Source organism: Bacillus sp. ABA4_010, assembly GCF_056159105.1.
Genome location: NZ_JBSWUN010000003.1, coordinates 2,006,141 through 2,026,533, shown reverse-complemented (window position 1 = coordinate 2,026,533; position 20,393 = coordinate 2,006,141). Strand labels below are relative to the sequence as shown.

Below are 20,393 nucleotides of genomic sequence, written 5' to 3'. Positions count from 1 at the left end.
CAAGTAGCTCTTTAGCAATGAAAAGATGGATCCACTGTTATAGGCTGTGTTGTACTGTTATAGCTATTATCTTCTATAATCATCTCATCTGTAAAAGGAGGTAACAGGAATGGTTATGATGAATTATCTTTTTATTTGTCTTATTTTTGGGACAACATTTTTCGCGATTAAGATGGGGATTGAAGCAGGGGCGCCACCGCTTTTTCAGCTGGTCTTCGTTTTTTCATCGCAGGTTTGCTCGTTGTACTATTTTTTGTATGGAAAAAACACGAGATTACCCGTTTACTTTTATCGAAAAAAGTGTCCTTTGCCGGTTTTTGTCTTACGTTCATGACATTTGCGACATTGTATTGGGCCGAACAATATATCACATCAGGATTAGCAGCGGTGCTATCAGCAACAGGACCGATGATGATTTTATTTGTTCAAGCAAAAAGGTCGAAAACAGTCATAAAAAAAGAACAGTTTCTCGCGTTGCTTATTGCGCTCGCGGGAGTCGCATGCATTTCAATTCCAGGCATGCAGCAAGACGTATCGTATATGTGGATGATCGCATGTATCGTCATTTTAGGCGGGCAACTCTTTTATGGAATTGGTACGTTAAATTCAAAAGACATTTTAGCTACTGAAACAGGAGTTTCTCCTTTTTTAGTTAACGGTGTGCAAATGCTGTATGGCGGTGTGATGTTGCTCGTTTTTTCAGCGCTAACGGAACGGCCTGATATTTCCATGTTTACCGGCTGGGGCACATGGCTACCGATTATTTATTTAATTTTTGTCGGATCAATTGGCGGGCATGGGTTGTATTATTGGCTTATTTCCAAAATCAACCCAGTGTTCCCGTCCACATGGCTGTATGTTTCGCCACTCATTGCCGTTGTGGTCGGGTATGTGCTGTTGCACGAACCAGTTAAGCCGATTATGGGGATTGGAGCGTTGCTGATTTTAATCGGCGTCTTTTTAGTTAACCGGGCAACTCTTCATTCATATTGGAAACAAGGGAGGTTACTGAAGAAAGCCGTATAACGAGAAAAAGGACTTGTCCATAAATCCAGTGTAGTCTGGATTTACGGCAAGTCCTTTTAGTTATCAAACAGGAGAGACTGTTTTGTCTTTCTTTTCATAGTTGGCAAGAAAGAGACGGAAGCGTTTAATCGCTTCTTCTAATTTTTCCATTGAGTATGCATACGAAATGCGGATATGCTCTTTACCGCCATTTGTAAATACCGTACTTGGTAAAACGCCAATTCCTGCTTCTTCTAACAATTGGACACTGAATTCATACGAGTCGTCGTGGAAGTTTTTAATAGACGGGAAAATATAAAAGGCGCCTTCTGGGATGAACATCTCAAAACCAAGAGCTGTTAATTCCTTGCATAAATAATCGCGTCGTGCTTCGTATTCTGCTTTCATCGCATGGGCATCATCTTTACCGTCTGTTAATGCAGCAATAGCGGCCATTTGGGCGATGGTGTTAATGCTTGTAATGGTATATTGATGAACTTTAATCATTTCGTTCGTCAAATGTGCCGGCGCAAGTGTAAAGCCGATGCGCCATCCTGTCATCGCGTGTGACTTTGAAAGACCATTTAATACGATTGTTTTCTCTCTCATTCCGTCAATCAGCGCAATTGAAGCGTGCTCTTGTCCGTAAATTAATTCACTGTATATTTCGTCTGCAATGACGTAAATGTCTAAATCGCGTAAGACGGTGCTTAACTCTTCTAATTCTTCTTTCGTCATAATGGCACCTGTCGGATTGGAAGGGTAGCCAAGAATGACCGCTTTTGTCTTCGGAGTAAGGTGCTCAAGCACTTGCTCTTTCGTTAATTTGAACGCTGTATCAGTCGTATCGACACAAACTGTTTTGCCACCGCACAACGTAATCACAGGCTCATAGCCGGAATAAGCAGGCGTTGGAAGCAACACTTCATCGCCTTCATTTAAAATCGTTCTTAATGTGATAAAAATGGCTTCGGTCGCTCCATTTGTTACTAAAATTTCATCATGAGCGCTGTAAGTTAGTCCATATTTAGATGAGAAATATTTAGAAGCGGCTTCTCGAAGCTCGAGCACACCTGCTGTATGAGCGTAAGAAGTCATATTTTGATCAATCGCGCGCTTACCGGCTTCTTTAATATGCTCAGGAGTCGGGAAGTCCGGCTGGCCGATTGTTAATGAAACGACGTCTGGATAGGTGTTAATTTTTTCGGCAAACTGACGGATGCCGGAAATTTCAATTTGTTGTACTTGGGGATTTAATGCATGTTTCATCTGTTCATACCTCTCTATCTTTAAAAATGAACGGCTGTAAAAAGTTTATTTTTATAAATATACACCCATTTGTCTCCGCTCGCAATCACTTAATCAAGAACTCATTGAAGGAAGTGCAAAATGATGAGAAAATAGTTCAGTCAGGACGTTGAATTAATTTTATGGAAACGAGAGGATCGTATTATATGATTTCATTTGAACCGATTACAGAAGACACCTTATACATTGCCATGGAGTTGTTAAATTCGAACAAACAATACAATCGTTTAGAAAATGGAAAAGAAACGAGAACGATGGAAGAAGTACGCGCAGAATACAGAAACGACAAGACGATCAGCTTATTTATAAAGGCAGATGATACCTATATAGGATTAATCGATTTTATGATGTTAAATGAAAAGGACGGCTATCCGTGGATTGGTTCTTTTCTCATTCATGAAGACTATCACGGCTACGGTTATGGCACGCAAGCGTATTTTCATTTTGAGCAATGGTTGATTGAGCGTAATGTAACCGACGTTCGTTTAGGTGTGCTGCAGCAAAATGAACGAGGACGAGTATTTTGGGAACGAGCAGGCTTTCGCTATTACGCGACAAAACCACTTGGTGAAAATCAAGTTGATTGCTTCGAAAAATCATTGGAATCGTAAGCAGGGGCTGTCTGAAAGGAGAAAACCCACCTCTTTTTTCGATTTGTTCAAACACAATCGAAGCTACAAGAGTGAAAAAAGTAGAAGCATGTTAAAGAATTGTAAAATCTTTTCCGCAAGACAGGAATTTCACTTTTTCAAACGGAAGAATGTGTCGTGAGTCATTCTTATTTTGAAAATGGAAAGGAACGTTTAGCCATGGGAACGAACGCATTCACTCGCAAACCGATTGTTATGAAAATGTGGGAAAAGTACCCGAAAACATGGAAGCTGTTAATTGACGCTGGCATTCTTTTAAAGTATAAAACATTAAATATTAACAAGCTTCCAAGCCAAATCATATTACCTTCTTCTAACATTCTTTATGTTAATCCGAATGAAAACAGAGGAAGGGCCTTATTAATTAAAGAGGGGATTACACAAGGTCGTCTTTCCACTTTTTGGAGTAGGGCAGTTCAGTATTATAAGCCTACTCTTGTCGTAGATGTAGGGGTTAACTACGGTGAATGCCTTTTTTCTGTTACATATCCTGAATATACGAAAGTATATGGAATTGAAGCGAATAAACATTTATTTGAATATATGATGAGGTCAAAAGAGGAACATCCAAACACAGCACAAATTCATCTCGTCCATGCCTTCGCGTCTGATACGGAGAAGGAGGAGCAATTGTTTTACATCGACACACATTGGTCTGGAACATCGTCTGCATCTTATATGCCATCACACCAAATGATTGAAGAAACGATGGTTCCGACCATTACCGTTGATTCGTTGTTCCAACAAGACGAATTAAGCAATGCTGATTTGCTTTTTAAAGTGGATGTCGAAGGATTTGAAGGGTTTGTGTTAAAAGGGATGGAGAACGTGTTAGAAAATTGCCGTACCGCTGTCGGATTAATTGAGTTTGACAGTCATTATATTCGAAACTCCGGTCTGGACATTGATGAATTTTTACGATTTTTGCAGCGTCATTTCGCTGTCTATCTTTACGATTTGGATGACCGCCTTCTTCTGGCATCAGACATGACCTATGAAAAATTGAAAAAACTATTTAAATCCGAATACATCCATACCGACTTCCTGTTGTTGACGGATGAAAAAATGAAACACCAGCTCGGACTACAGTAAAATAGCTGAAGCGAAAGCTCTCGATTTATCGAGGGCTTTTTTCAGGTTAAAGAGCGGAAAAAGAAACAGTTAGTCCGTTACAATTGTGCATGAAAGCAGCAAAATGTGAAAAGCTATTAATAGAAAAATTTGGAGGTTTTGCATATGGAAACGATAAGAATCATTCAATATGCCTTCACTGGGGCAGGAGTGATTTGTCTCGGATTTACGTACTACTTAATGTGGAAAAAGCCATAGCAGTGAAGCGCTGTTAACGCGTTGAATTTACAAAAAGATCGCTTTGCAAAGAAGCATTTGCGGTCTTTTTTCTCTTTTCATCTCGTATATATAGTATAACGCTTTATGTTTGTTCATAGCCGCTCAGACAAGTCGATGAACGAGCGCATGCTCTGTTTTCGTCGTCTCCCGATTTTAATTTCAATATCGTCATGAAAAGGCAGACTCATTTTTCTCGTGTCGGGGTATAGAAAGCTATAAAGCAATTTAGACGACAGAAATTAAAGGTGAGTGAGCAAACATGAAAAAAGCAATGATCATTCTTAATCCATCTTCAGGAAAAGAAGAAGCAGAACGAAATCAAGCATCCATCGTCCAAGCTCTTCATGACATGGAATATAAAACAGATGTACGCCTGACTGAAAAAGAAGGCGATGCGACCATCTACGCAAGAGAAGCTTGTGAAGAGCAGTTCGATGCCGTTATTTCAGTAGGAGGGGATGGAACGCTAAATGAAACCATTAACGGTCTGGCTGAGCAGGAACATCGTCCGATTTTAGGAATGGTTCCTCTTGGGACGGTCAATGATTTTGCCCGCGGATTAAATATTCCTTTACATTTTCAACAGGCGGTTGAAGTATTGAAACAACAGCACGTAAAGCAAGTAGACATCGGGAAAGTTCATCATATGTATTTCTCTAATATTATTGCTGTCGGAGGTATCGCAGAAGCTTCTTGCGCCGTTTCCGTTCAGCAAAAGACGTTACTTGGCCCTGCGGCCTATTTGGTTGAAGCAATTAAAACACTTGTAGAGAAACAAACGTTTCAAACGCGAATTCTCCACGATCAAGGAGAGTGGGAGGGAGAGGCACTTTTGTTGCTGGCAACGCTCACTAACTCTGGTGGAGGCTTCGAAAAAATGGCACCAGATGCAAAAATCGATGATGGATTAATGCGGTGTGTCATTGTGCGTGATGTACCTTTAGTAAAGTTAGGAACACTCATGCTTTCCCTTTTAAAAGGAAAGCATGTAGAAGATCCAGCAATTGAATACATTCATACGTCCACTTTGCATGTGTCATCTCCTGAGTCACTGACCTCGAATCTTGATGGAGAAATAGGACCTGAGCTCCCAATTACAATTAATGTACTCAAAAAGCATTTACGCGTTTTTACCCCTTTTGACAAATGATGGAAATACTGCGATGTGCTTAAAAATCAAATAAAAGGAAATAATATGTAAATGAAGGGATATTTTACGTCTAAATAGAATAATAAATAGGTTTGTGTGTCTTTTTTTTCACTTGCTTGTACGGTAGAAGAACGATTTTCTTTTCGTCACATTCAAGTTAAGCTAAACCGATCTTCCTCTCTCGTATGTTTCTCGTTTTTTAAGGAGAGTACCTGGTCGGGAAATGATAAAAAAGGAGTTTTGCCCATGTACTTTGCAAAGAAAGGGAAAGAAGAGGTTGTTAATACCATTGAGGACACGAATGTATACGCATGCGAATCCGATTCGTGTAACGGTTGGATGAGGGAGGAATTTTCCACCACCGACTGTTCTTGCCCTCTTTGCGGAGGCAGCATGAAATCTGAAGTACGTGGTCTTCCTAAAATCAAAGTCGATTAAGCAACCTTTTAATGGATTTACAAAAAACACCATCCCCCCCAATCAAATGGGGTCTGTCTTCGAGTACAAAAACTTAATTAGCACAAAAAAAGCAGTCCAATTAGCAATTAAATTGGGCTGCTTTTTTTGTTGAGTATGCCAATTTCCATATAAATTCGACTAATCATTCAAGCGCGAAATACTGCGAAAATAGAACGAATGTTTTAATTTTAGACATCTAAACCGACCTTGTCAAACTAAATCCATACGCTTTGCACTATGTAATCTAAATAAACTATGTTCTAAATGATAACCAACTAATAAATAAGCAGGCAAGAAACATCATTTTACATGAGGATGAGGGGGACGTAAAGATGATTAAATAATTACATAATAAAATTATGGTAAACAAAACAAGATAAAGAAAGTTATCCATTTCTCATTTATTATATAGCAACGGAATGTTAAAAGGGGGAGAAGAAAACAAAAAAACCTTGCCTAGACAAGGTTTTTTCATGATTAGTAGCCGTAACCGCCGAAGCAGCTAGCACCGATGATGATTAACAAAATAAATAATACAACCAATAAAGCAAAACCTCCGCCGTAGCCAAAGCCAGCACCAGGAGCGCCCATTTTTTTTCCTCCTTTAACGTGTACGTTCTAATTGAATCACTCAACACTCAGGATTCTCTTTATCATACGTATAAAAACTTTTTATGAGCCAGTCTCATGGAAAAATAGGTTCAAGTTGTAATGAAACGTCCTTATTGAGTGGCTTTATGTTAAAGGAGGATTTTATTTTTTGTGTCGTTTTGTTATGTCGTTTTTAACATATGGAAAACTTGTTCCACGTCTTTATCTCCTCGTCCAGACAAATTGACGATAATGCTTTCTTCTGGTGTCATACTAGCGGCTAGTTTCATCGCATAAGCAACAGCGTGGGAGCTTTCAAGAGCTGGAATGATTCCTTCTAATTTTGATAGAAGTTGGAATGCTTCTAATGCTTCTTCTCCTGTTACCGTGACATATTCACCTCTGCCGTTTTGCTTGAAATAACTATGCTCTGGACCTACACCAGGATAATCTAATCCTGCAGCAATGGAGTAGGTCGGTTTAGGCTGGTTGTTTTCATCCAATAATGTATAGCATTTAAAACCGTGAATGACAGATGGAGTACCTTCTGTTAAAGTTGGGGCTTCAGCTGGTTCTACTCCAATAAGGCGTACCGATGCTTCTCCTACATAATGGGTGAATGCTCCAATAGCATTGCTTCCTCCTCCTACACATGCCACAACAGCGGCAGGAAGTTTTCCTTCTTTTTCAAGAATCTGCCGTTTTGATTCTTCACTAATAATTGCTTGAAAGTGTTTTACCATAGTAGGAAATGGATGCGGTCCGACCGCGGATCCTAGTAAATAAAACGTATTCTCATAATTTTCGACTAAATCATTTAAAGCTGCGTCTACGGCATCTTTTAGTCGACCTTGTCCCGTAGCTACCGGCACGACTTTCGCTCCCAATAATTCCATTCGAAAAACATTGAGTGCCTGACGCTCTGTATCCACTTTCCCCATATAAATTGTGCAATCCATTCCGAAAATAGCACAAGCAGTAGCAGTAGCTACACCGTGCTGACCGGCACCGGTTTCTGCAATAATCCGATGTGCCCCCATGCGCTTTGCTAGCAAAATTTGTCCGATAGCATTATTAATTTTATGGGCACCTGTATGATTTAAGTCTTCTCGTTTTAAGTAAATCTTGGCTCCCTCCACTTTATTTGTAATATTTCGAGCATATGTGAGGGGATTTTCGCGACCAACGTATTCTTGTAAATAAAATCGAAATTCTTCTATAAATTCTGGATCATTTTTATAGTGTTCAAATTGTTCCTCTAATTTATGTAATACATTTTGAAGGTCTTCATTCACATAGCTGCCGCCGAATTCACCGTAAAAGCCGTTTTCTACTTTATTTATGTTCACTTTCCTCAGCTCCTTTAAAAAATTTCATCTTTACTAGTACGAGAAACCTCACCAATATTCCTTCTTTTGGAAAGGGGATAATTAGGAAAATGGGGAAGAAGTGGGCATGATAAAAGAAAAAAGGAGAGATGGATTTGAAACCATTAGTTATTTGTATTTCATTTGTATTTCTTTTTTGTATGTCGACTTTAGAACGAACAGTGTTAGGCGCTGAAGAAGCCCAAAAAGAATTGTCCATTGTGATTGATGATTTCGGAAATGATATGGCTGGAACAGAGGAAATGCTGAAACTGCCGACAACCTTGACGGTGGCTATTATGCCGTTTTTGCCGTCAACGAAAAAAGATGCAGAACAAGCCCATAAATACGGCCATGAAGTCATTGTTCATTTGCCGATGGAACCTTTAAAAGGAAAAAAAGCTGGCTTGGTCCTGGCGCGATTACAACGGATTTAAGCGATAAAGAAATTCGAAAGCGTGTCATCGCTGCGATTGAAGCGGTTCCTCATGCGGTTGGAATGAATCATCATATGGGATCGAAGGCGACAGCGGATGAGCGTGTTATGCGCATCGTTCTTGAAATTTGTCGGGAACGCGGTCTTTATTACTTAGATAGTAAAACAACAGGAAAAAGTGTCATTCCGAAACTTTCAGAGGAGATAGGGGTTCCTTATCTCGAAAACGAACTGTTTTTCGATGATGTTTATACTACCCAGCATATTGTGAAACAGGCGAATATACTCGCTAAAAAACTTAAAAACGATGAACAAATGATTGCTATCGGTCATGTCGGTGTGACAGGTTTAAAGGTTGTGAATGTTTTAAAGCAATACATTCCTGTTTATGAACATGAAGCCGACATCGTTCCACTTTCTGAACTTCTTCCGGAATATGATATCCTTCGCAAAAGCATGCCATAATAAGCATGCTTTTTGTTTGGTACAACAAAGAAACAGAAATATTGTACAAAGAGCAATATTTTTTTATAATAAACGTAATACAAAAAGAAAAAAGTGAAACTTTTTGAGTAGGACAGACGTAATAGTAGAAGAAGAGATGATGAATCTTCTTCTATACGAAACCATGCAGATTTTAAGGAGGAGTTTTTTTAGAATGAAAAAATTTATGACAGCGGTTTTAGCCGCAGCGATTGCGTTCACACCTGTGGGAGGAGTTGTATTCCACGAAGAAGCGGCTGTGGTCAGCGCTAAATCATATAAATCTGGCAAAAAATCTTTTAATGTAAATAGCAACAATAACTCTACAAACTCTACAACCAATCAGCAAACAAACACACAAACAAATAGCTTAAGTAAGAAAACGACAACGGATTCGACTGCTACTAAATCAAAAACGGGCGGCATTATGAAAGGGATTCTTTTCGGAGGTCTTGCTGGATTGATGCTTGGAAGCTTACTAGGGAATTTAGGAATGCTTGGCGGTATTATCGGTTTATTAATTAACATTGCAGCGGTTGCTATTTTAATTGTAGTTATTCGTAAAATTTTTGTTCACTTCAAAAAGAAACGTCAAGAAGAGGAAGTTAATCCATGGAGAGGCTAAAAATATCCGAGCAAGATATCATTAATGCGCTTTGCCTCTACGTTGCGGATAAAAAGCAAGTTGCACCGCAAGAAGTGGAAATCGAATTAATGTATGACGACGATTACGGTTTTTCAGCTGAAGCCCATGTTCATGGCCGCAAACAAGTATTGATTACGGCTAATATGATCGAGGCGCTTCGCTTATGGCTTGACGTTCAATTAGGTCTTGATCCATTTGGGACAGGCTTAGAACTTGCATTAGATGACGAGGAAGGCATTATTGCTTACGCACGTACAAATCGCTAAGCATAAGATGAGGATTGTCATAGAGCACATAAAATAGGATGAGAGAAAGAGCTTGGGACAACCAGGCTCTTTTTTTTTATTATAAGAATACTTTCCGCGTTTTCTTCATTTTATCTTCTACTTTTTAATTTTCTCGGACCATTTTCACTAGAAAGCATAGGATATTATAAGACAACTTACATGTGAGGTGAAACGAATGTCTTATCGATGCGCCTGTCATAAACATAAAAAGGGCACTTCCATCGTCATTGGGGATCGTGATGACTGTAAACGTTGTAAACGTCGGAAGAAGCATAAGCATAAAAAACACCATAAACATCATTGTACATGTGAACCTATCATCATTATCGTAGATTGCGATCCGTGCTGTTGCTGCTGTGTGGAGAAATGTGACCCTTGTCGCTTTCAACCGCCACCGCGTGACTGCCATCATAAAAAGCCATGGTTTGAGTGGGATAGAGATGATTGAAAATCAACCTTTATTGTTTGAAGGAAAGCACCTTATCGGGAACTTTCCTTTTTTTGTGGGATCAGTATGGTCAGTAGAAAGAACGTACATATTATAGGAGACAAAGGGGGGGTGGAGAAATGAAAAAAGAAACGAACAAGCAGCAACCTAAAAAAGATTCTGTGCTGAATGAGGAGATGGCGTTCGTTAATCAAACGGAGACAAACGCACAAAATGGACAACCTGTCCCACAGCCAAAGGATTATGATGAAATTGAATATTAAAAAAGTCAATGAGGTGGCCCGAAAAGAGAAATACGATCTCTTTTCAGGCCACCTCATAAACTGAATCATTATGAACACGCAGGAATACGGAGTATTTTGATAGTCATTATGAAAATCGCGTTCCAATGTCGATTGCGGCAAAAGGCGGTTTAACCGACATGTTCGTCATGTTGAAACATATGCAGTGCTTCCCGAATGTTTTTATATGTTCCCGTTTTCTTTTCATCAATGAGCATTTCCCAGCGGTTTTGCTGAGCAGCAAAGCGATCTGCTGCATCTTTCACAAGCGGAACTTTTACAACGATTTGTTTTCCGTCCTTTTTAAAGCGGTAACCGATGTAATGAACATTTTGTTGATCTTCTTCCTCATACATTTCAATTCGTTCAATCCCATATTCCCGCTCAAACAACTTAATGAATCTCTTTTTATCGTTATATACGGTGTCCCAGCTCAAAAACAATTTTTCCACATCCTTTCCGTTTGTATGTAGTATTTTCCATATTTTAGTCAAACAAACCGAAACGTGGAAAAATTTTTAGTTTTAACTGATTATGACTTAATCATAGTGTTTCCATAATCAATATGCTCAAGCAAAAACTGAATCTCTTGCAAATCGCGGTCACTGAAAAGGAGGGGCTTTTTCCGTTCTTCTTCCAAAAAGGCCGCTAGTTCTTTTCGATTTATAATTCGCGTAATTTGCTCGTTTTGTGATAAATCTATTACTCCATGATTTTGATAGTCATTATGCTCATAACCGAAATAAAGAACCGGCGTAATAACATCTGTTTTTATCGCTAAAAAGTCCGCTAAAATGTTAGTTGTCCGATGAATTTGTTTCGTAAGCTCTCCATGTGCCTTCACTTGAATCGAAGGAGTAAAACCATCTCCATCTTCTGTTGAATGATGGGAAACGAAAGAGAACGTTTGCTCACTCGCATCAGAATACGATTTTGCATTAATCAAATCTAACAGAAAGGAAAATTCTCCAGCATTTTCTTTCGTTAATCCATGAACAATTTTCCCTTTCCAATATTTTGTTTGAATAACATAAATCCCTGTAGGCATGAGAAGAACATGATCTATTTTTCGCGTTCGCATCCCATAGTCTGAAGAAAAAGGAATGAAAATGTTCGGAACAATAATCATGGAAGATTCCTTCATAACACCTTGTTCGACCCACTGTTTTTTTAAATCATATAAAAGCTGATGGGTTTTGACTTCCCCTACATTTCGTGAATAAGATTGAAGCTCATATATGTATTCATTCAACTGGTGGATCGAGTTGTTCAAGAGCATTTTTTCTTGATTATATTGTTCTTGAAGGCGCCATTGTTCATGCTGGTGATGATGTTCAAGAGCGGCTTGCTTTTCCTCGAATTGTTGAACAGCGACTGCAATTTCTTGCTCATGGCGCTGAGTTAGCACTTGTTTTTGCAATTGAATCGTTTTAGCTTGGCGGTAAATCATATAACCCGTTCCAGCCAGCACCAATACTAGCAAGGCGATAGTGATGAGATAGGTCAATGGCCATCATCTCCTTTTAGTCGTCTTTCTTTCATTATACAATGTGATGAAAGGCGACTGAAAGGAGAAAAACGAGAATTAAGGATTTGTTCCTTTTTCAAATAGTACAAAAAAGAAAGTGCAACGGGTTTCGCAAAAGCGAGAATTGAGATAAAATTCAATGCGGGTAGGTGCTAAAAGACTGGAGGAGAGTGTATGCACACAAAAACAGCCATCATCACGGGAGCGTCAAGCGGCTTTGGGATGCTGGCATCTTTGGAACTCGCCAAACGGGGCTTTCATGTGTTGGCAACGATGCGAAATGTGGAAAAAGGAGTTCAACTGCAAACGGAAGCGGAAGCACTTGGAGTCGCTCATTACATAGAGCTATTGGAGCTTGACGTTACATCGGATACTTCGATTCAATCATTGAAGCATCATATACATAGAGTAGATGTGTTAATTAATAATGCCGGTTATGCATCTGGCGGGTTTGCAGAAGAAATCCCGCTTGATGAATTCAGGCGGCAATTTGAAACAAATGTGTTTGGAGCCATTGCAGTGACTCAAGCCATCTTGCCGATCATGCGACAACAAAAAAGCGGAACAATTATTAATATGAGCAGCATTAGCGGCCGCATCGGTTTTCCTGGATTATCTCCCTATGCTGCCTCGAAACATGCGCTGGAGGGATGGAGTGAGAGCTTGCGTCTTGAAGTACGACCCTTTGGCATACATGTAGTAGTCGTTGAACCTGGCTCGTATCAAACGAATATTTGGTCGACAGGAAAACATGTAGCCGAAGCATCTTTGCATATAGATTCTCCTTATTATACATATATGACAAGCATTGAATCCTATTTAGAAAAGGGGCAATCGGCATACGGAGACCCGCGTGACGTAGCCAAAAAGCTAGCGGATATCGCCGAACAGAAACAGCCGTCTTTTCGCCATCCGATTGGAAAAGGAGTGCGTCTGTCTTTGGTGGTGAAACATTTGCTCACTTGGAAATGGTGGGAACAGCTCGTATTAAAACAACTAAAGAGATAGAAAACAGTTGGAAGAGGGATTTGCATTGAATAATGTTGGATTAGTTTTGGAAGGCGGAGGTATGAAAGGCTTGTATACAGCCGGTGTACTGGAGTTTTTTATGGAAAAGGAGTTGTTTTTTCCATATGTGATTGGCGTATCAGCAGGGGCTTGTATGGCCGCCTCCTATTTATCACGGCAAAAAGGGAGAAATAAGCGGGTAAACATCGGATTAACAAGTGACCCGCGCTATTTATCGTTCCAGAATTTCTTTCGTAAGCGTGAATTATTCGGGATGGATTTTTTATTTGATGAAATTCCTAACCGGATTGTGCCATTTGATTTTGAGACCCTGCAAAAAGGATCCGAACAATTTGTAATTGGAACGACAGACTGTATGACAGGAAAACCTGTTTATTACAATAAACAGGATCATGGGCAAGATATTTTAACGATTATCCGCGCCTCCAGCTCGGTTCCATTCATTGCCCCAGCCGTTGAGTACGACGGGAAAAAGTTGCTTGATGGAGGAATTTCCGATCCGATTCCACTTAAAAAAGCACAAGAGGACATGTTTCAAAAAAATGTCGTCATTATGACGAAACGAAAAGGGTATGAAAAACGACAGCACAAGCTGGCCCCCATCACTAAATGGCTTGTCCGTCGTCATCCAGAACTTGGGGCGACAATGGCAAAGCATCACATAATTTATAACGATACATTGTCACATTTATTAGCAGAAGAAGCGAAAGGGAATGCATTCATTATCCAGCCAAGCATAGATATTCCAATGAGCGGGATTGAACGCAACCAGACACGATTAACGAATTTATACGAGCTTGGTTATCATGATGCAAAACGACAATTTGATGCATTGTGTGAATGGAGCAAGCAATGAACCGAATGAACCGAAGGATGGTCTATTTGGAAAGCTACCTCTTTCCAAATAGACCAATTGGATTACGGTCCGGCAATATCGCGCACTTGAAGTACTTTTCGTTGAGGAGAATTTGGACGTTTGGCTAGATGAACGAGATAAGGGGCGACAACAGCGGGGTCTTCTCCCGATGCTTGCAGCTCTGTTTTCATAAACCCTGGATTCAACACATGCACCGCAATTCCGTGTTTATATTCTTCATCCTCCACCGAATAGGTCAAAGCTTCTAAGGCAGCTTTGCTGGCACAGTAGGCACCGAAGCCTGCCGCACCTTCTTTCGTCAATCCAGATGTGATGTTAATAATGGTTCCAGATCGTTGCTTTCTCATAATGGGCAAGCATTCTCTCATCATTAAAAAGGCGCTTGTCACATTATTGTTGAACTGATATTGCCAAGAGTCCAATGACGTATGAACAACATCATATTGTTCGAATACCGCCGCATTATTAATAAGCAAATCAATTCGTCCAAATTTAGCATAAGCCGCTTGAATCAGCATTTTCACATCGGATTCCACGGATACATCTGCACGAATCGGCAAAATACTACCTTCAGAAGTTGTGGATGCTAAACGTTCTACGGCCTCCAATTTCGCAAATCGGCGGCCGCATATGATGACATCCGCCCCTTCTTTCGCAAAAGCAAGAGCCGTTTCCTTTCCAAGCCCGCTCCCACCGCCTGTCACCATTACGACCTTGCCTTTAAAAGTGTCCATCATGTTCCTCCTTTATAAATTGTCATTATTCATTACATGACAAAAACCAGTTGTTGTCAATATATTTTGAATTTTTAGTTTTTATTAAATGAAAAGAAGTTCTTCCTCTCTTATCTTGCTTCCTTTTCTTTTCTATAGTTCAATAGGAGAAGCATTATGGAAGGGAGAGAACACATATGAAGCGCTATGCGGTTTGTCAAATTGAAGAGCATCGAAACTTAATTGTTGCATACGGAGAAACAATGGAAGAAGCCATCCAAAAAGCGGAAGAATGGGGAATTCGCACAGGGAAAAGAGTGGTCGTTATGCCGAAGGATGAAGCGGAAAGTGAAACTGTACAATAAACCATGATTCTCTATCTTTAAAGAAGAAGCGAAAGGAAAAGAACAACTTGTAATAGAGATTGAACAAAAAGAAGTAGTATGGGATTGAAATTTTAGAAAAGATGTTTTAATGCTAAAAAAAGATTAAACATATTGGAAAAGTCTATTCCAAAAATGCGATACAGCAGTTTGCGGGAATAGACTTTTTTGAGTGATCACTTATCATCATTTATGCTGAAAAAGCTTTTGAATATTGAACGACACCTTGCACATTTTCAAGGGCATTCTCCGTTAATTCCAGTGCCATGAACACTTCATCCGGCACTTCAAATGGTGCTTGTATATTCCATGAGCTTGCTCGTTTAAAACCGAACTTCGGGTAGTAGTTTGGATGCCCCAAAACAATGACGGAGTGAAAGCCAAGTTCTTTTGCCTTTTCGAGCGCTGCATGAATTAATTGACTTCCGATTCCTTTTTTCTGTTGGTCTGGTGCGACTGAAACGGGCGCGAGTGCTAAAGAATCGACGGCATGATCTCCATCGATAATTTTAATTTTGGATAATAGAATATGTCCCACTAGCTTGTTTTGATTGAAGGCAACCAATGAAAGCTGAGGAATGAATGCCTCGGACTTTCGGATTTGGCTAACAAGGATATGTTCGTTCTTGTCGCTATATTCTTCGTTTGAAAAAGCTTTTTGAATCATCTCTTCAACCGCATTATAGTTGTCGCTCGTTTCTTCTCTAATTACAATCTCCATTTATAGTCCCTCTCTTCGTTTTCACATTGATTTTAATAACTTGTTTAGTTTACCTTATTTTCTTCCATCTTTTTTAGTTCATCTTCGTGTAAAACATGATTTTCTTACATTTTTTAAGGATAGTCAATTGTTTGCAGGCATATTAAAGCGAACAAAAGTAAAAATAAGAAAGTTGGCAAGAGACATGAAAATCAACTTGCCAGTTTATTTAAAAAAGGAGGGCTAAAGGTTGAACAATTTTCGATGGATGACAAAGTTTTTCAATTCGCGAAAAAGTAGACAGTTGTTCAAACTGTTTGGAAAAAAGCGGACGAACCGCAGTATGCTTTGGACTTCCTTATTAGGACTCGGTGCGAGTGCGGCCGCTTACGGCTTTGGAAAAAGCCGTAACAATGGTGTTCCAAAAATTGGACAAAACCTATTTGGTGATGCAGGTGAACAGTCACTGAACCGTGTTGTCCAGATGCCGAATAAACGTGCTGCTTATGCGGAATTCTCTGAAGAACTAACACCGAATCAGGCGTCGGCTCAAGATGAATCCACAGATTCAAAACTTGATTAATCAGAAGGCTTGAATGTTAACAGGATTAAAAAATGCTTCTGTGCCTCCCATTTGTTTGGGAGAGCTAGGAGCATTTTTTATTTCAAATACAAGAACGTTTGAAGGCTGAAAGACGGGGGAACTAAATGGCAAAGGCGGTGATGAGTATGAAAACAGAAATTTTAATTGTCGGCGGAGGCATTGGGGGACTTACAGTTGCGCTGAAGTTAGCCAAGTGCGGAATCGATGTTTGCGTGATTGAACAACTAAAGGGTAGTGCCCATTTATATAAAGGAGAGTTGCTTCAGCCTAAAAGCTTGGAGATTTTTCAGCATATGAATGTGCTGGAACAAATTGAATCCATTAGTCATCGCATTGATATGATTGAGCTTATTGAAAAGAGACCAGCAAAGAACGGACATGAGACGTGGGGAAAAGCGTCTATGAATTATAACGTTATCAATAGCCCATTTAATTATGCGCTCATGATTCCGCACGAACAGTTAAAAAGGGTGTTGCTGGATGAAGCTAAGCACTATGCCTCGTTTCAATATTTTCAGCCTGCGAAATTTAAAGAATTCAAAGACGGCAAAGCGATTGTTCTTGCAAACGGAGAGGAAAGAGAGATTGAAGCCCGCTTTTACATAGGTGCGGAAGGACGAGCATCAAAGGTGAGAAAAGCAATGAATGTGAACTTGAAGGAGTACGCTTATGACCATCATTTTCTTACCGTGACCTTTCCACGCCCGGCCTCTTTACAGCAAGGAAAGATGGTGTCAACTCCCGATACATTTTTAGGCCTTTTTCCACTGCCGAATAACCGGGTACGAACCGTATATTTAATCCCAGCTGGAGAATATCGGCACTTAAAAGAACAAGGTGTGTCGGCTTTTCATGAAAAATATACGGAATTATCACCTGAGCTTCAAGAGTATGTGACCCACATTACAGATTGGAAAGACATTCAACTCATGATTCCCGTTCATTTTCATGCCGACCGATATGTTCAAGATAATATGGCGTTGCTCGGCGATGCAGCCCATAGCGTTCACCCAATGGCTGGAGAAGGAATGAATCTTGCCATCCAGGATGGGGATGTTCTCGGTGAATTACTTTGCTGGATGTATGAGCAGGACGATCCGTCACCAAATCATTTGAAATGGTATGAAAAAGTAAGAAAGCCAAGAGTTGAGGAAATGCTGAAAATCAGTCATTTATCAGCATTGGCGTATTCAAAGCCGTGGCGGTCGCTGACAAAATGGCGCCATAAAATTATGAAACAAATGACGAATGATTCAAAACTGCATACGAAGCAGATGCTGAACATTTCCGGGCTTGGCATTTGGAAAGAATCCCCGTGGGACCGACTTGTCCAAATTGGTCTCTTGCCTGCAAGAGCATCTTTTGAAATAGAGCAGAAAGCAAAAAAACATACATTTACAACTGAAGACGATTATCCATGGAAAGCAAGGGAGGAGAGAGGTCATGATTAAAGAATATATTCGCGTTTTTAAAGCGAGAGGCTGGATGAAGCGGAACATGCCGTTTTTATACAGCTGGCATGCATATGTCGGCTATGAACTGGATTTATATGAAGCGTTTAAAAAACCCGCAACGATTGAAGAGGTGGCGAAAGCACAAGCATTGAAGGAAGATATGTTAAAGCGCTGGATAGAAGTAGGGATAGCCATTCGCTACATGAAGGAAACGTCCAAAGGGCATTTTCAAACCGTGAGAAGTTTTATGTTGCCTTCAAGTAAAAGAAATCCTCGTTCTACCGGAGTCATTTTAAAAGAGATGATGGAACTTCACATCCCTACTTTGTTAAGCTATCCAAACATGATGAAATCAAAAGAGAAAAAAATCTTCAACCATCAAACCCATGGAACGCTCGTTGCTCAAACGTCTTCCTTGCTGGAGCAGCTTGCTTTTCCGGCACTCTCACGCACGATTAAAAAATATGATGTACAATCCATTATTGATGTTGGTTGCGGTCATGCCGGATATTTACAGCGTTTGTCACAAGAGTACCCATCCATTTCGATGACAGGCATTGAACTAAATGAGGCCGTAGCAAAAGAGGCCGCAAAACGTTGTCAACAGCAAGAAAACATTACGATTCAATGTCAAGATGCTCAAACGTGGCAACCGGATGGACAAGCTGACTTGATTTTAGTGAATAACTTGCTTCACTACATTTCTCCCGAAGAACGCCAATCCCTATTTGAACACTTGAGCAGCTGGCTTGGAGCGGGTGGATGGATTTCAGTTATGACGCCTATTCGAAACTCTAAGCATGGAAAACAATTTTCCAGTGTATTCAATAGTTTTTTTAGTGCCTTTGATAATCTGTATCCAGTACCGACGGAGCAAGATTTGTATGACATTGCTTCAAAGTTGAAGTTGGAAGTTCATGAGTTTAAACCAGTCGTGAAAGAAGGCGGATGGTACCGAATTTTATTGCGGAAGTGATTCTTTATAATGCTGGATCAGTTAGGAGACCATAAGAGAAAGGAGGTCACACGATGAACAAGGCAGGGCGCTATGCGTGCGGAAATGAAATAGACGAGCTTCAATTGATGAACATGATTATCGAACTAACAGAAAAGGAAAAGATGGCCATGTGGTCAGAAGGCTATATTGATGCAGTTATTGAGAAATTGCCGCCATTTGCGCAAGATATTTTAGAAAAGCGGAAAGCAAAGTGGGAAGATACGAAAGGATATGTGCAACAGCAAATCGACAGCATCGTAAAAAAACCTACATTTATCGAGAAGCTGCAAGCAGAACGAAAAGATTTTGCCTTATACGTGATGACCTCATACCCACAATATCAATCATTACTGTTTCGTTATTATGATGGAAAGATACAAGAAGCTGACTTTCGAAAATTTGTGTACCGAAACCGGTATACGAAAACATATTTGCATTGAAAAGATATGTCTCGGATGCCACCCTACTGTTTTTCTTCCATTTTTTCCACCTATTAATAGGGTGCCAGTAGAACTATTGTTAATTTTTCCTGTTTTTTAACATATTTTCCTCATGATTATAGCCTGAATGGGAAAAATATGGTCGAGGTGATGAAGTTATGAGAGAAGGAATCGCCCTATATGGCGGAATGGTTCTTGGTGTATTATTTGTCGGTCTTTTTGGTTTTAGGGGGTTTTCCCAATTATTCAGTACTGGAAAAGAGCAAGAGAAAACCTCGTCACCCCAATAATAATGAGCGAGGGGCAGCAGGAAAAAGGCATGCAGGGACGCGCGGTCGCTTCATGTCTTTTTTTGTGAACAATCTGTTTTTTATGTTGCAGGAAATATGAGTGAAACGAGCTTTCACATCACACACTAGGAAAATGGAGGTGAAGCAATGTTTTCATTACGAGGCGATGCCCATAAATTTTACCTTAGATTAAGGCAATCTAAAAAGGAACAGGCGATTAATACGTGTAAAGAGCTTGTAGAAATTGAAGAAATTCAAACGTTTTATACAGAGATGGATAGCTCAACATTAAATAAAATTCAATATCGTATGGTGAAGGAAAAGAATGGGTCTGGCATCATTCCCATTTTCATCTCAGCGGGACCATGGCTTTTGTTTATTTTTTCTAAACAGTTGCAGGAATTTTTATTTCAAGAAGGAAGTCTTCTTTGGATTGCTTTTGTATTTGTATACATGACGATTTTGACAATGAGCGTGATTGTCCATTTTCGAGAAAAAGCATGGGCATCTGTTCATATTGAAATCATTCAAGACATATTAAGAGAAAGAGGGATTGGCAAGCCCGCTGATCAGCCGCTTGGCTAAACTAGGAAGGAGAGGGTGGCGAACAAAAAAGGACGCCGCCGGGTGCGTGCGTCCTCCTTGAATCCTTTTATTGTCCGTCTTTTGCGACAACAGTTTCTTTTTCGTCAAGATCTATGTAACAATCCATTGTATGAATGATTTTATCTTCATGGTTTCCGTAATAGATGGTAATATTCATGAATGTATCGCTCCTTTAATATAGGAATCCTTTTACACGACTAACGGCAGAGATTATATGTTTCATTCATTATAACGTAACCCATTATTATCCTCAACAAGAAATCTCCCATCCATCCAAACAGACAGTATTCTTCGCATTCAGCTTAGTCGTA

General features: G+C 39.9%; 23 protein-coding genes and 2 pseudogenes. 18 read left to right on the top strand and 7 right to left on the bottom strand.

From position 1 onward, the window contains the following. The first annotated feature begins 109 nt into the window (after positions 1-109). A pseudogene (locus tag ACXAEO_RS11410) lies at positions 110-1,026 on the top strand (DMT family transporter). A gap of 63 nt (positions 1,027-1,089) precedes the next feature. On the opposite strand, the gene ACXAEO_RS11405 reads toward ACXAEO_RS11410, so the two are convergent. Then, complete coding sequence (locus tag ACXAEO_RS11405; protein ID WP_474880982.1) at positions 1,090-2,274, bottom strand: aminotransferase class I/II-fold pyridoxal phosphate-dependent enzyme; 1,185 nt, start codon at positions 2,272-2,274, stop codon at positions 1,090-1,092. Positions 2,275-2,459: 185 nt separating this feature from the next. Between ACXAEO_RS11405 and ACXAEO_RS11400 the strand changes: the two genes are divergently transcribed. The 4 genes from ACXAEO_RS11400 to ACXAEO_RS11385 all read left to right on the top strand — a co-directional run bounded on the left by ACXAEO_RS11400 (position 2,460) and on the right by ACXAEO_RS11385 (position 5,901). Next, positions 2,460-2,924 carry a GNAT family N-acetyltransferase gene (locus tag ACXAEO_RS11400; protein ID WP_474880980.1) on the top strand — a complete coding sequence of 155 codons (465 nt, stop codon included), beginning with the start codon at positions 2,460-2,462 and terminating at the stop codon, positions 2,922-2,924. A 156-nt stretch (positions 2,925-3,080) separates the two neighbouring features. Beyond that, positions 3,081-4,055, top strand: a complete 975-nt coding sequence (locus ACXAEO_RS11395) for an FkbM family methyltransferase (protein ID WP_474880978.1) — start codon at positions 3,081-3,083, stop codon at positions 4,053-4,055. Between the two features lie 517 nt (positions 4,056-4,572). After that, on the top strand, positions 4,573-5,463 hold the full coding sequence (locus ACXAEO_RS11390) for a diacylglycerol/lipid kinase family protein (protein ID WP_474880976.1): 891 nt from the start codon (positions 4,573-4,575) through the stop codon (positions 5,461-5,463). A 246-nt stretch (positions 5,464-5,709) separates the two neighbouring features. Beyond that, entirely contained in the window at positions 5,710-5,901 is a 192-nt protein-coding gene (locus ACXAEO_RS11385) for a cold-inducible protein YdjO-related protein (RefSeq protein ID WP_474880974.1), read from the top strand. 498 nt (positions 5,902-6,399) lie between these two features. Here ACXAEO_RS11385 and ACXAEO_RS11380 read toward each other — a convergent pair whose 3' ends face one another. Both ACXAEO_RS11380 and trpB read right to left on the bottom strand, forming a co-directional pair. After that, positions 6,400-6,513: a YjcZ family sporulation protein gene (locus ACXAEO_RS11380; RefSeq protein WP_474880971.1), complete on the bottom strand. Its 114-nt coding sequence runs from the start codon at positions 6,511-6,513 to the stop codon at positions 6,400-6,402. A 182-nt stretch (positions 6,514-6,695) separates the two neighbouring features. After that, complete coding sequence (gene trpB / locus ACXAEO_RS11375) at positions 6,696-7,862, bottom strand: tryptophan synthase subunit beta (protein ID WP_474880968.1); 1,167 nt, start codon at positions 7,860-7,862, stop codon at positions 6,696-6,698. Between the two features lie 179 nt (positions 7,863-8,041). Between trpB and ACXAEO_RS11370 the strand changes: the two are divergent. From ACXAEO_RS11370 to ACXAEO_RS11355, 4 genes and pseudogenes are all read left to right on the top strand, one after another. Beyond that, a pseudogene (locus tag ACXAEO_RS11370) lies at positions 8,042-8,781 on the top strand (divergent polysaccharide deacetylase family protein). Between the two features lie 193 nt (positions 8,782-8,974). Then, positions 8,975-9,424, top strand: coding sequence for a hypothetical protein (locus ACXAEO_RS11365; RefSeq protein ID WP_474880966.1), 450 nt, complete (start codon positions 8,975-8,977; stop codon positions 9,422-9,424). Then, the gene (locus ACXAEO_RS11360; RefSeq protein WP_474880963.1) at positions 9,412-9,711 is read left to right on the top strand and encodes a YxcD family protein; all 300 of its coding nucleotides are present in this window, start codon (positions 9,412-9,414) and stop codon (positions 9,709-9,711) included. Before ACXAEO_RS11365 ends, ACXAEO_RS11360 begins: the two co-directional genes overlap by 13 nt. Positions 9,712-10,299: 588 nt before the next feature. After that, positions 10,300-10,443 (top strand): hypothetical protein, encoded by a 144-nt coding sequence (locus tag ACXAEO_RS11355; protein ID WP_474880960.1) that lies wholly within the window; start codon positions 10,300-10,302, stop codon positions 10,441-10,443. A 149-nt stretch (positions 10,444-10,592) separates the two neighbouring features. Here ACXAEO_RS11355 and ACXAEO_RS11350 read toward each other — a convergent pair whose 3' ends face one another. Next, on the bottom strand, positions 10,593-10,904 hold the full coding sequence (locus tag ACXAEO_RS11350) for a DUF5634 family protein (protein WP_474880958.1): 312 nt from the start codon (positions 10,902-10,904) through the stop codon (positions 10,593-10,595). An 89-nt stretch (positions 10,905-10,993) separates the two neighbouring features. Continuing rightward, positions 10,994-11,968, bottom strand: a complete 975-nt coding sequence (locus tag ACXAEO_RS11345; RefSeq protein WP_474880956.1) for a nuclease-related domain-containing protein — start codon at positions 11,966-11,968, stop codon at positions 10,994-10,996. Positions 11,969-12,163: 195 nt separating this feature from the next. Between ACXAEO_RS11345 and ACXAEO_RS11340 the strand changes: the two genes are divergently transcribed. After that, positions 12,164-12,997: an SDR family oxidoreductase gene (locus ACXAEO_RS11340; RefSeq protein ID WP_474880954.1), complete on the top strand. Its 834-nt coding sequence runs from the start codon at positions 12,164-12,166 to the stop codon at positions 12,995-12,997. A 25-nt stretch (positions 12,998-13,022) separates the two neighbouring features. Beyond that, the gene (locus ACXAEO_RS11335) at positions 13,023-13,874 is read left to right on the top strand and encodes a patatin-like phospholipase family protein (RefSeq protein ID WP_474880952.1); all 852 of its coding nucleotides are present in this window, start codon (positions 13,023-13,025) and stop codon (positions 13,872-13,874) included. A 62-nt stretch (positions 13,875-13,936) separates the two neighbouring features. On the opposite strand, the gene ACXAEO_RS11330 is transcribed toward ACXAEO_RS11335, so the two are convergent. Further along, positions 13,937-14,629: an SDR family NAD(P)-dependent oxidoreductase gene (locus ACXAEO_RS11330; protein WP_474880950.1), complete on the bottom strand. Its 693-nt coding sequence runs from the start codon at positions 14,627-14,629 to the stop codon at positions 13,937-13,939. A 176-nt stretch (positions 14,630-14,805) separates the two neighbouring features. Here ACXAEO_RS11330 and ACXAEO_RS11325 point away from each other — a divergent pair, with 176 nt between their 5' ends. Next, complete coding sequence (locus ACXAEO_RS11325; protein WP_474880948.1) at positions 14,806-14,973, top strand: DUF3933 family protein; 168 nt, start codon at positions 14,806-14,808, stop codon at positions 14,971-14,973. Between the two features lie 208 nt (positions 14,974-15,181). On the opposite strand, the gene ACXAEO_RS11320 is transcribed toward ACXAEO_RS11325, so the two are convergent. Next, entirely contained in the window at positions 15,182-15,712 is a 531-nt protein-coding gene (locus ACXAEO_RS11320) for a GNAT family N-acetyltransferase (protein WP_474880946.1), read from the bottom strand. 229 nt (positions 15,713-15,941) lie between these two features. Between ACXAEO_RS11320 and ACXAEO_RS11315 the strand changes: the two genes are divergently transcribed. The 6 genes from ACXAEO_RS11315 to ACXAEO_RS11290 all read left to right on the top strand — a co-directional run bounded on the left by ACXAEO_RS11315 (position 15,942) and on the right by ACXAEO_RS11290 (position 20,061). After that, positions 15,942-16,274: a hypothetical protein gene (locus ACXAEO_RS11315; RefSeq protein ID WP_474880944.1), complete on the top strand. Its 333-nt coding sequence runs from the start codon at positions 15,942-15,944 to the stop codon at positions 16,272-16,274. A gap of 146 nt (positions 16,275-16,420) precedes the next feature. Beyond that, positions 16,421-17,746, top strand: a complete 1,326-nt coding sequence (locus tag ACXAEO_RS11310; protein ID WP_474880942.1) for an FAD-dependent oxidoreductase — start codon at positions 16,421-16,423, stop codon at positions 17,744-17,746. Next, complete coding sequence (locus tag ACXAEO_RS11305; RefSeq protein WP_474880940.1) at positions 17,739-18,725, top strand: class I SAM-dependent methyltransferase; 987 nt, start codon at positions 17,739-17,741, stop codon at positions 18,723-18,725. Before ACXAEO_RS11310 ends, ACXAEO_RS11305 begins: the two co-directional genes overlap by 8 nt. Positions 18,726-18,778: 53 nt before the next feature. Next, a complete protein-coding gene (locus ACXAEO_RS11300) occupies positions 18,779-19,186 on the top strand; it encodes a hypothetical protein (protein WP_474880937.1) in 408 nt (135 codons plus the stop codon). Between the two features lie 158 nt (positions 19,187-19,344). Then, the gene (locus tag ACXAEO_RS11295) at positions 19,345-19,476 is read left to right on the top strand and encodes a hypothetical protein (protein WP_474880935.1); all 132 of its coding nucleotides are present in this window, start codon (positions 19,345-19,347) and stop codon (positions 19,474-19,476) included. A 147-nt stretch (positions 19,477-19,623) separates the two neighbouring features. Beyond that, positions 19,624-20,061 carry a hypothetical protein gene (locus tag ACXAEO_RS11290; RefSeq protein ID WP_474880932.1) on the top strand — a complete coding sequence of 146 codons (438 nt, stop codon included), beginning with the start codon at positions 19,624-19,626 and terminating at the stop codon, positions 20,059-20,061. The last annotated feature ends 332 nt before the right edge of the window (positions 20,062-20,393 follow it).

Bases quoted from the DNA above. Each gene is read 5' to 3' on its own strand.
- ACXAEO_RS11360 (WP_474880963.1), top strand. From the start codon at position 9,412: ATGGAGAGGCTAAAAATATCCGAGCAAGATATCATTAATGCGCTTTGC.
- ACXAEO_RS11340 (WP_474880954.1), top strand. From the start codon at position 12,164: ATGCACACAAAAACAGCCATCATCACGGGAGCGTCAAGCGGCTTTGGG.
- ACXAEO_RS11365 (WP_474880966.1), top strand. From the start codon at position 8,975: ATGAAAAAATTTATGACAGCGGTTTTAGCCGCAGCGATTGCGTTCACA.
- ACXAEO_RS11330 (WP_474880950.1), bottom strand. From the start codon at position 14,629: ATGGACACTTTTAAAGGCAAGGTCGTAATGGTGACAGGCGGTGGGAGC.
- ACXAEO_RS11400 (WP_474880980.1), top strand. From the start codon at position 2,460: ATGATTTCATTTGAACCGATTACAGAAGACACCTTATACATTGCCATG.
- ACXAEO_RS11305 (WP_474880940.1), top strand. From the start codon at position 17,739: ATGATTAAAGAATATATTCGCGTTTTTAAAGCGAGAGGCTGGATGAAG.
- ACXAEO_RS11295 (WP_474880935.1), top strand. From the start codon at position 19,345: ATGAGAGAAGGAATCGCCCTATATGGCGGAATGGTTCTTGGTGTATTA.
- ACXAEO_RS11300 (WP_474880937.1), top strand. From the start codon at position 18,779: ATGAACAAGGCAGGGCGCTATGCGTGCGGAAATGAAATAGACGAGCTT.
- ACXAEO_RS11310 (WP_474880942.1), top strand. From the start codon at position 16,421: ATGAAAACAGAAATTTTAATTGTCGGCGGAGGCATTGGGGGACTTACA.
- ACXAEO_RS11325 (WP_474880948.1), top strand. From the start codon at position 14,806: ATGAAGCGCTATGCGGTTTGTCAAATTGAAGAGCATCGAAACTTAATT.
- ACXAEO_RS11290 (WP_474880932.1), top strand. From the start codon at position 19,624: ATGTTTTCATTACGAGGCGATGCCCATAAATTTTACCTTAGATTAAGG.
- ACXAEO_RS11320 (WP_474880946.1), bottom strand. From the start codon at position 15,712: ATGGAGATTGTAATTAGAGAAGAAACGAGCGACAACTATAATGCGGTT.
- ACXAEO_RS11355 (WP_474880960.1), top strand. From the start codon at position 10,300: ATGAAAAAAGAAACGAACAAGCAGCAACCTAAAAAAGATTCTGTGCTG.
- ACXAEO_RS11385 (WP_474880974.1), top strand. From the start codon at position 5,710: ATGTACTTTGCAAAGAAAGGGAAAGAAGAGGTTGTTAATACCATTGAG.
- ACXAEO_RS11380 (WP_474880971.1), bottom strand. From the start codon at position 6,513: ATGGGCGCTCCTGGTGCTGGCTTTGGCTACGGCGGAGGTTTTGCTTTA.
- ACXAEO_RS11390 (WP_474880976.1), top strand. From the start codon at position 4,573: ATGAAAAAAGCAATGATCATTCTTAATCCATCTTCAGGAAAAGAAGAA.
- ACXAEO_RS11405 (WP_474880982.1), bottom strand. From the start codon at position 2,274: ATGAAACATGCATTAAATCCCCAAGTACAACAAATTGAAATTTCCGGC.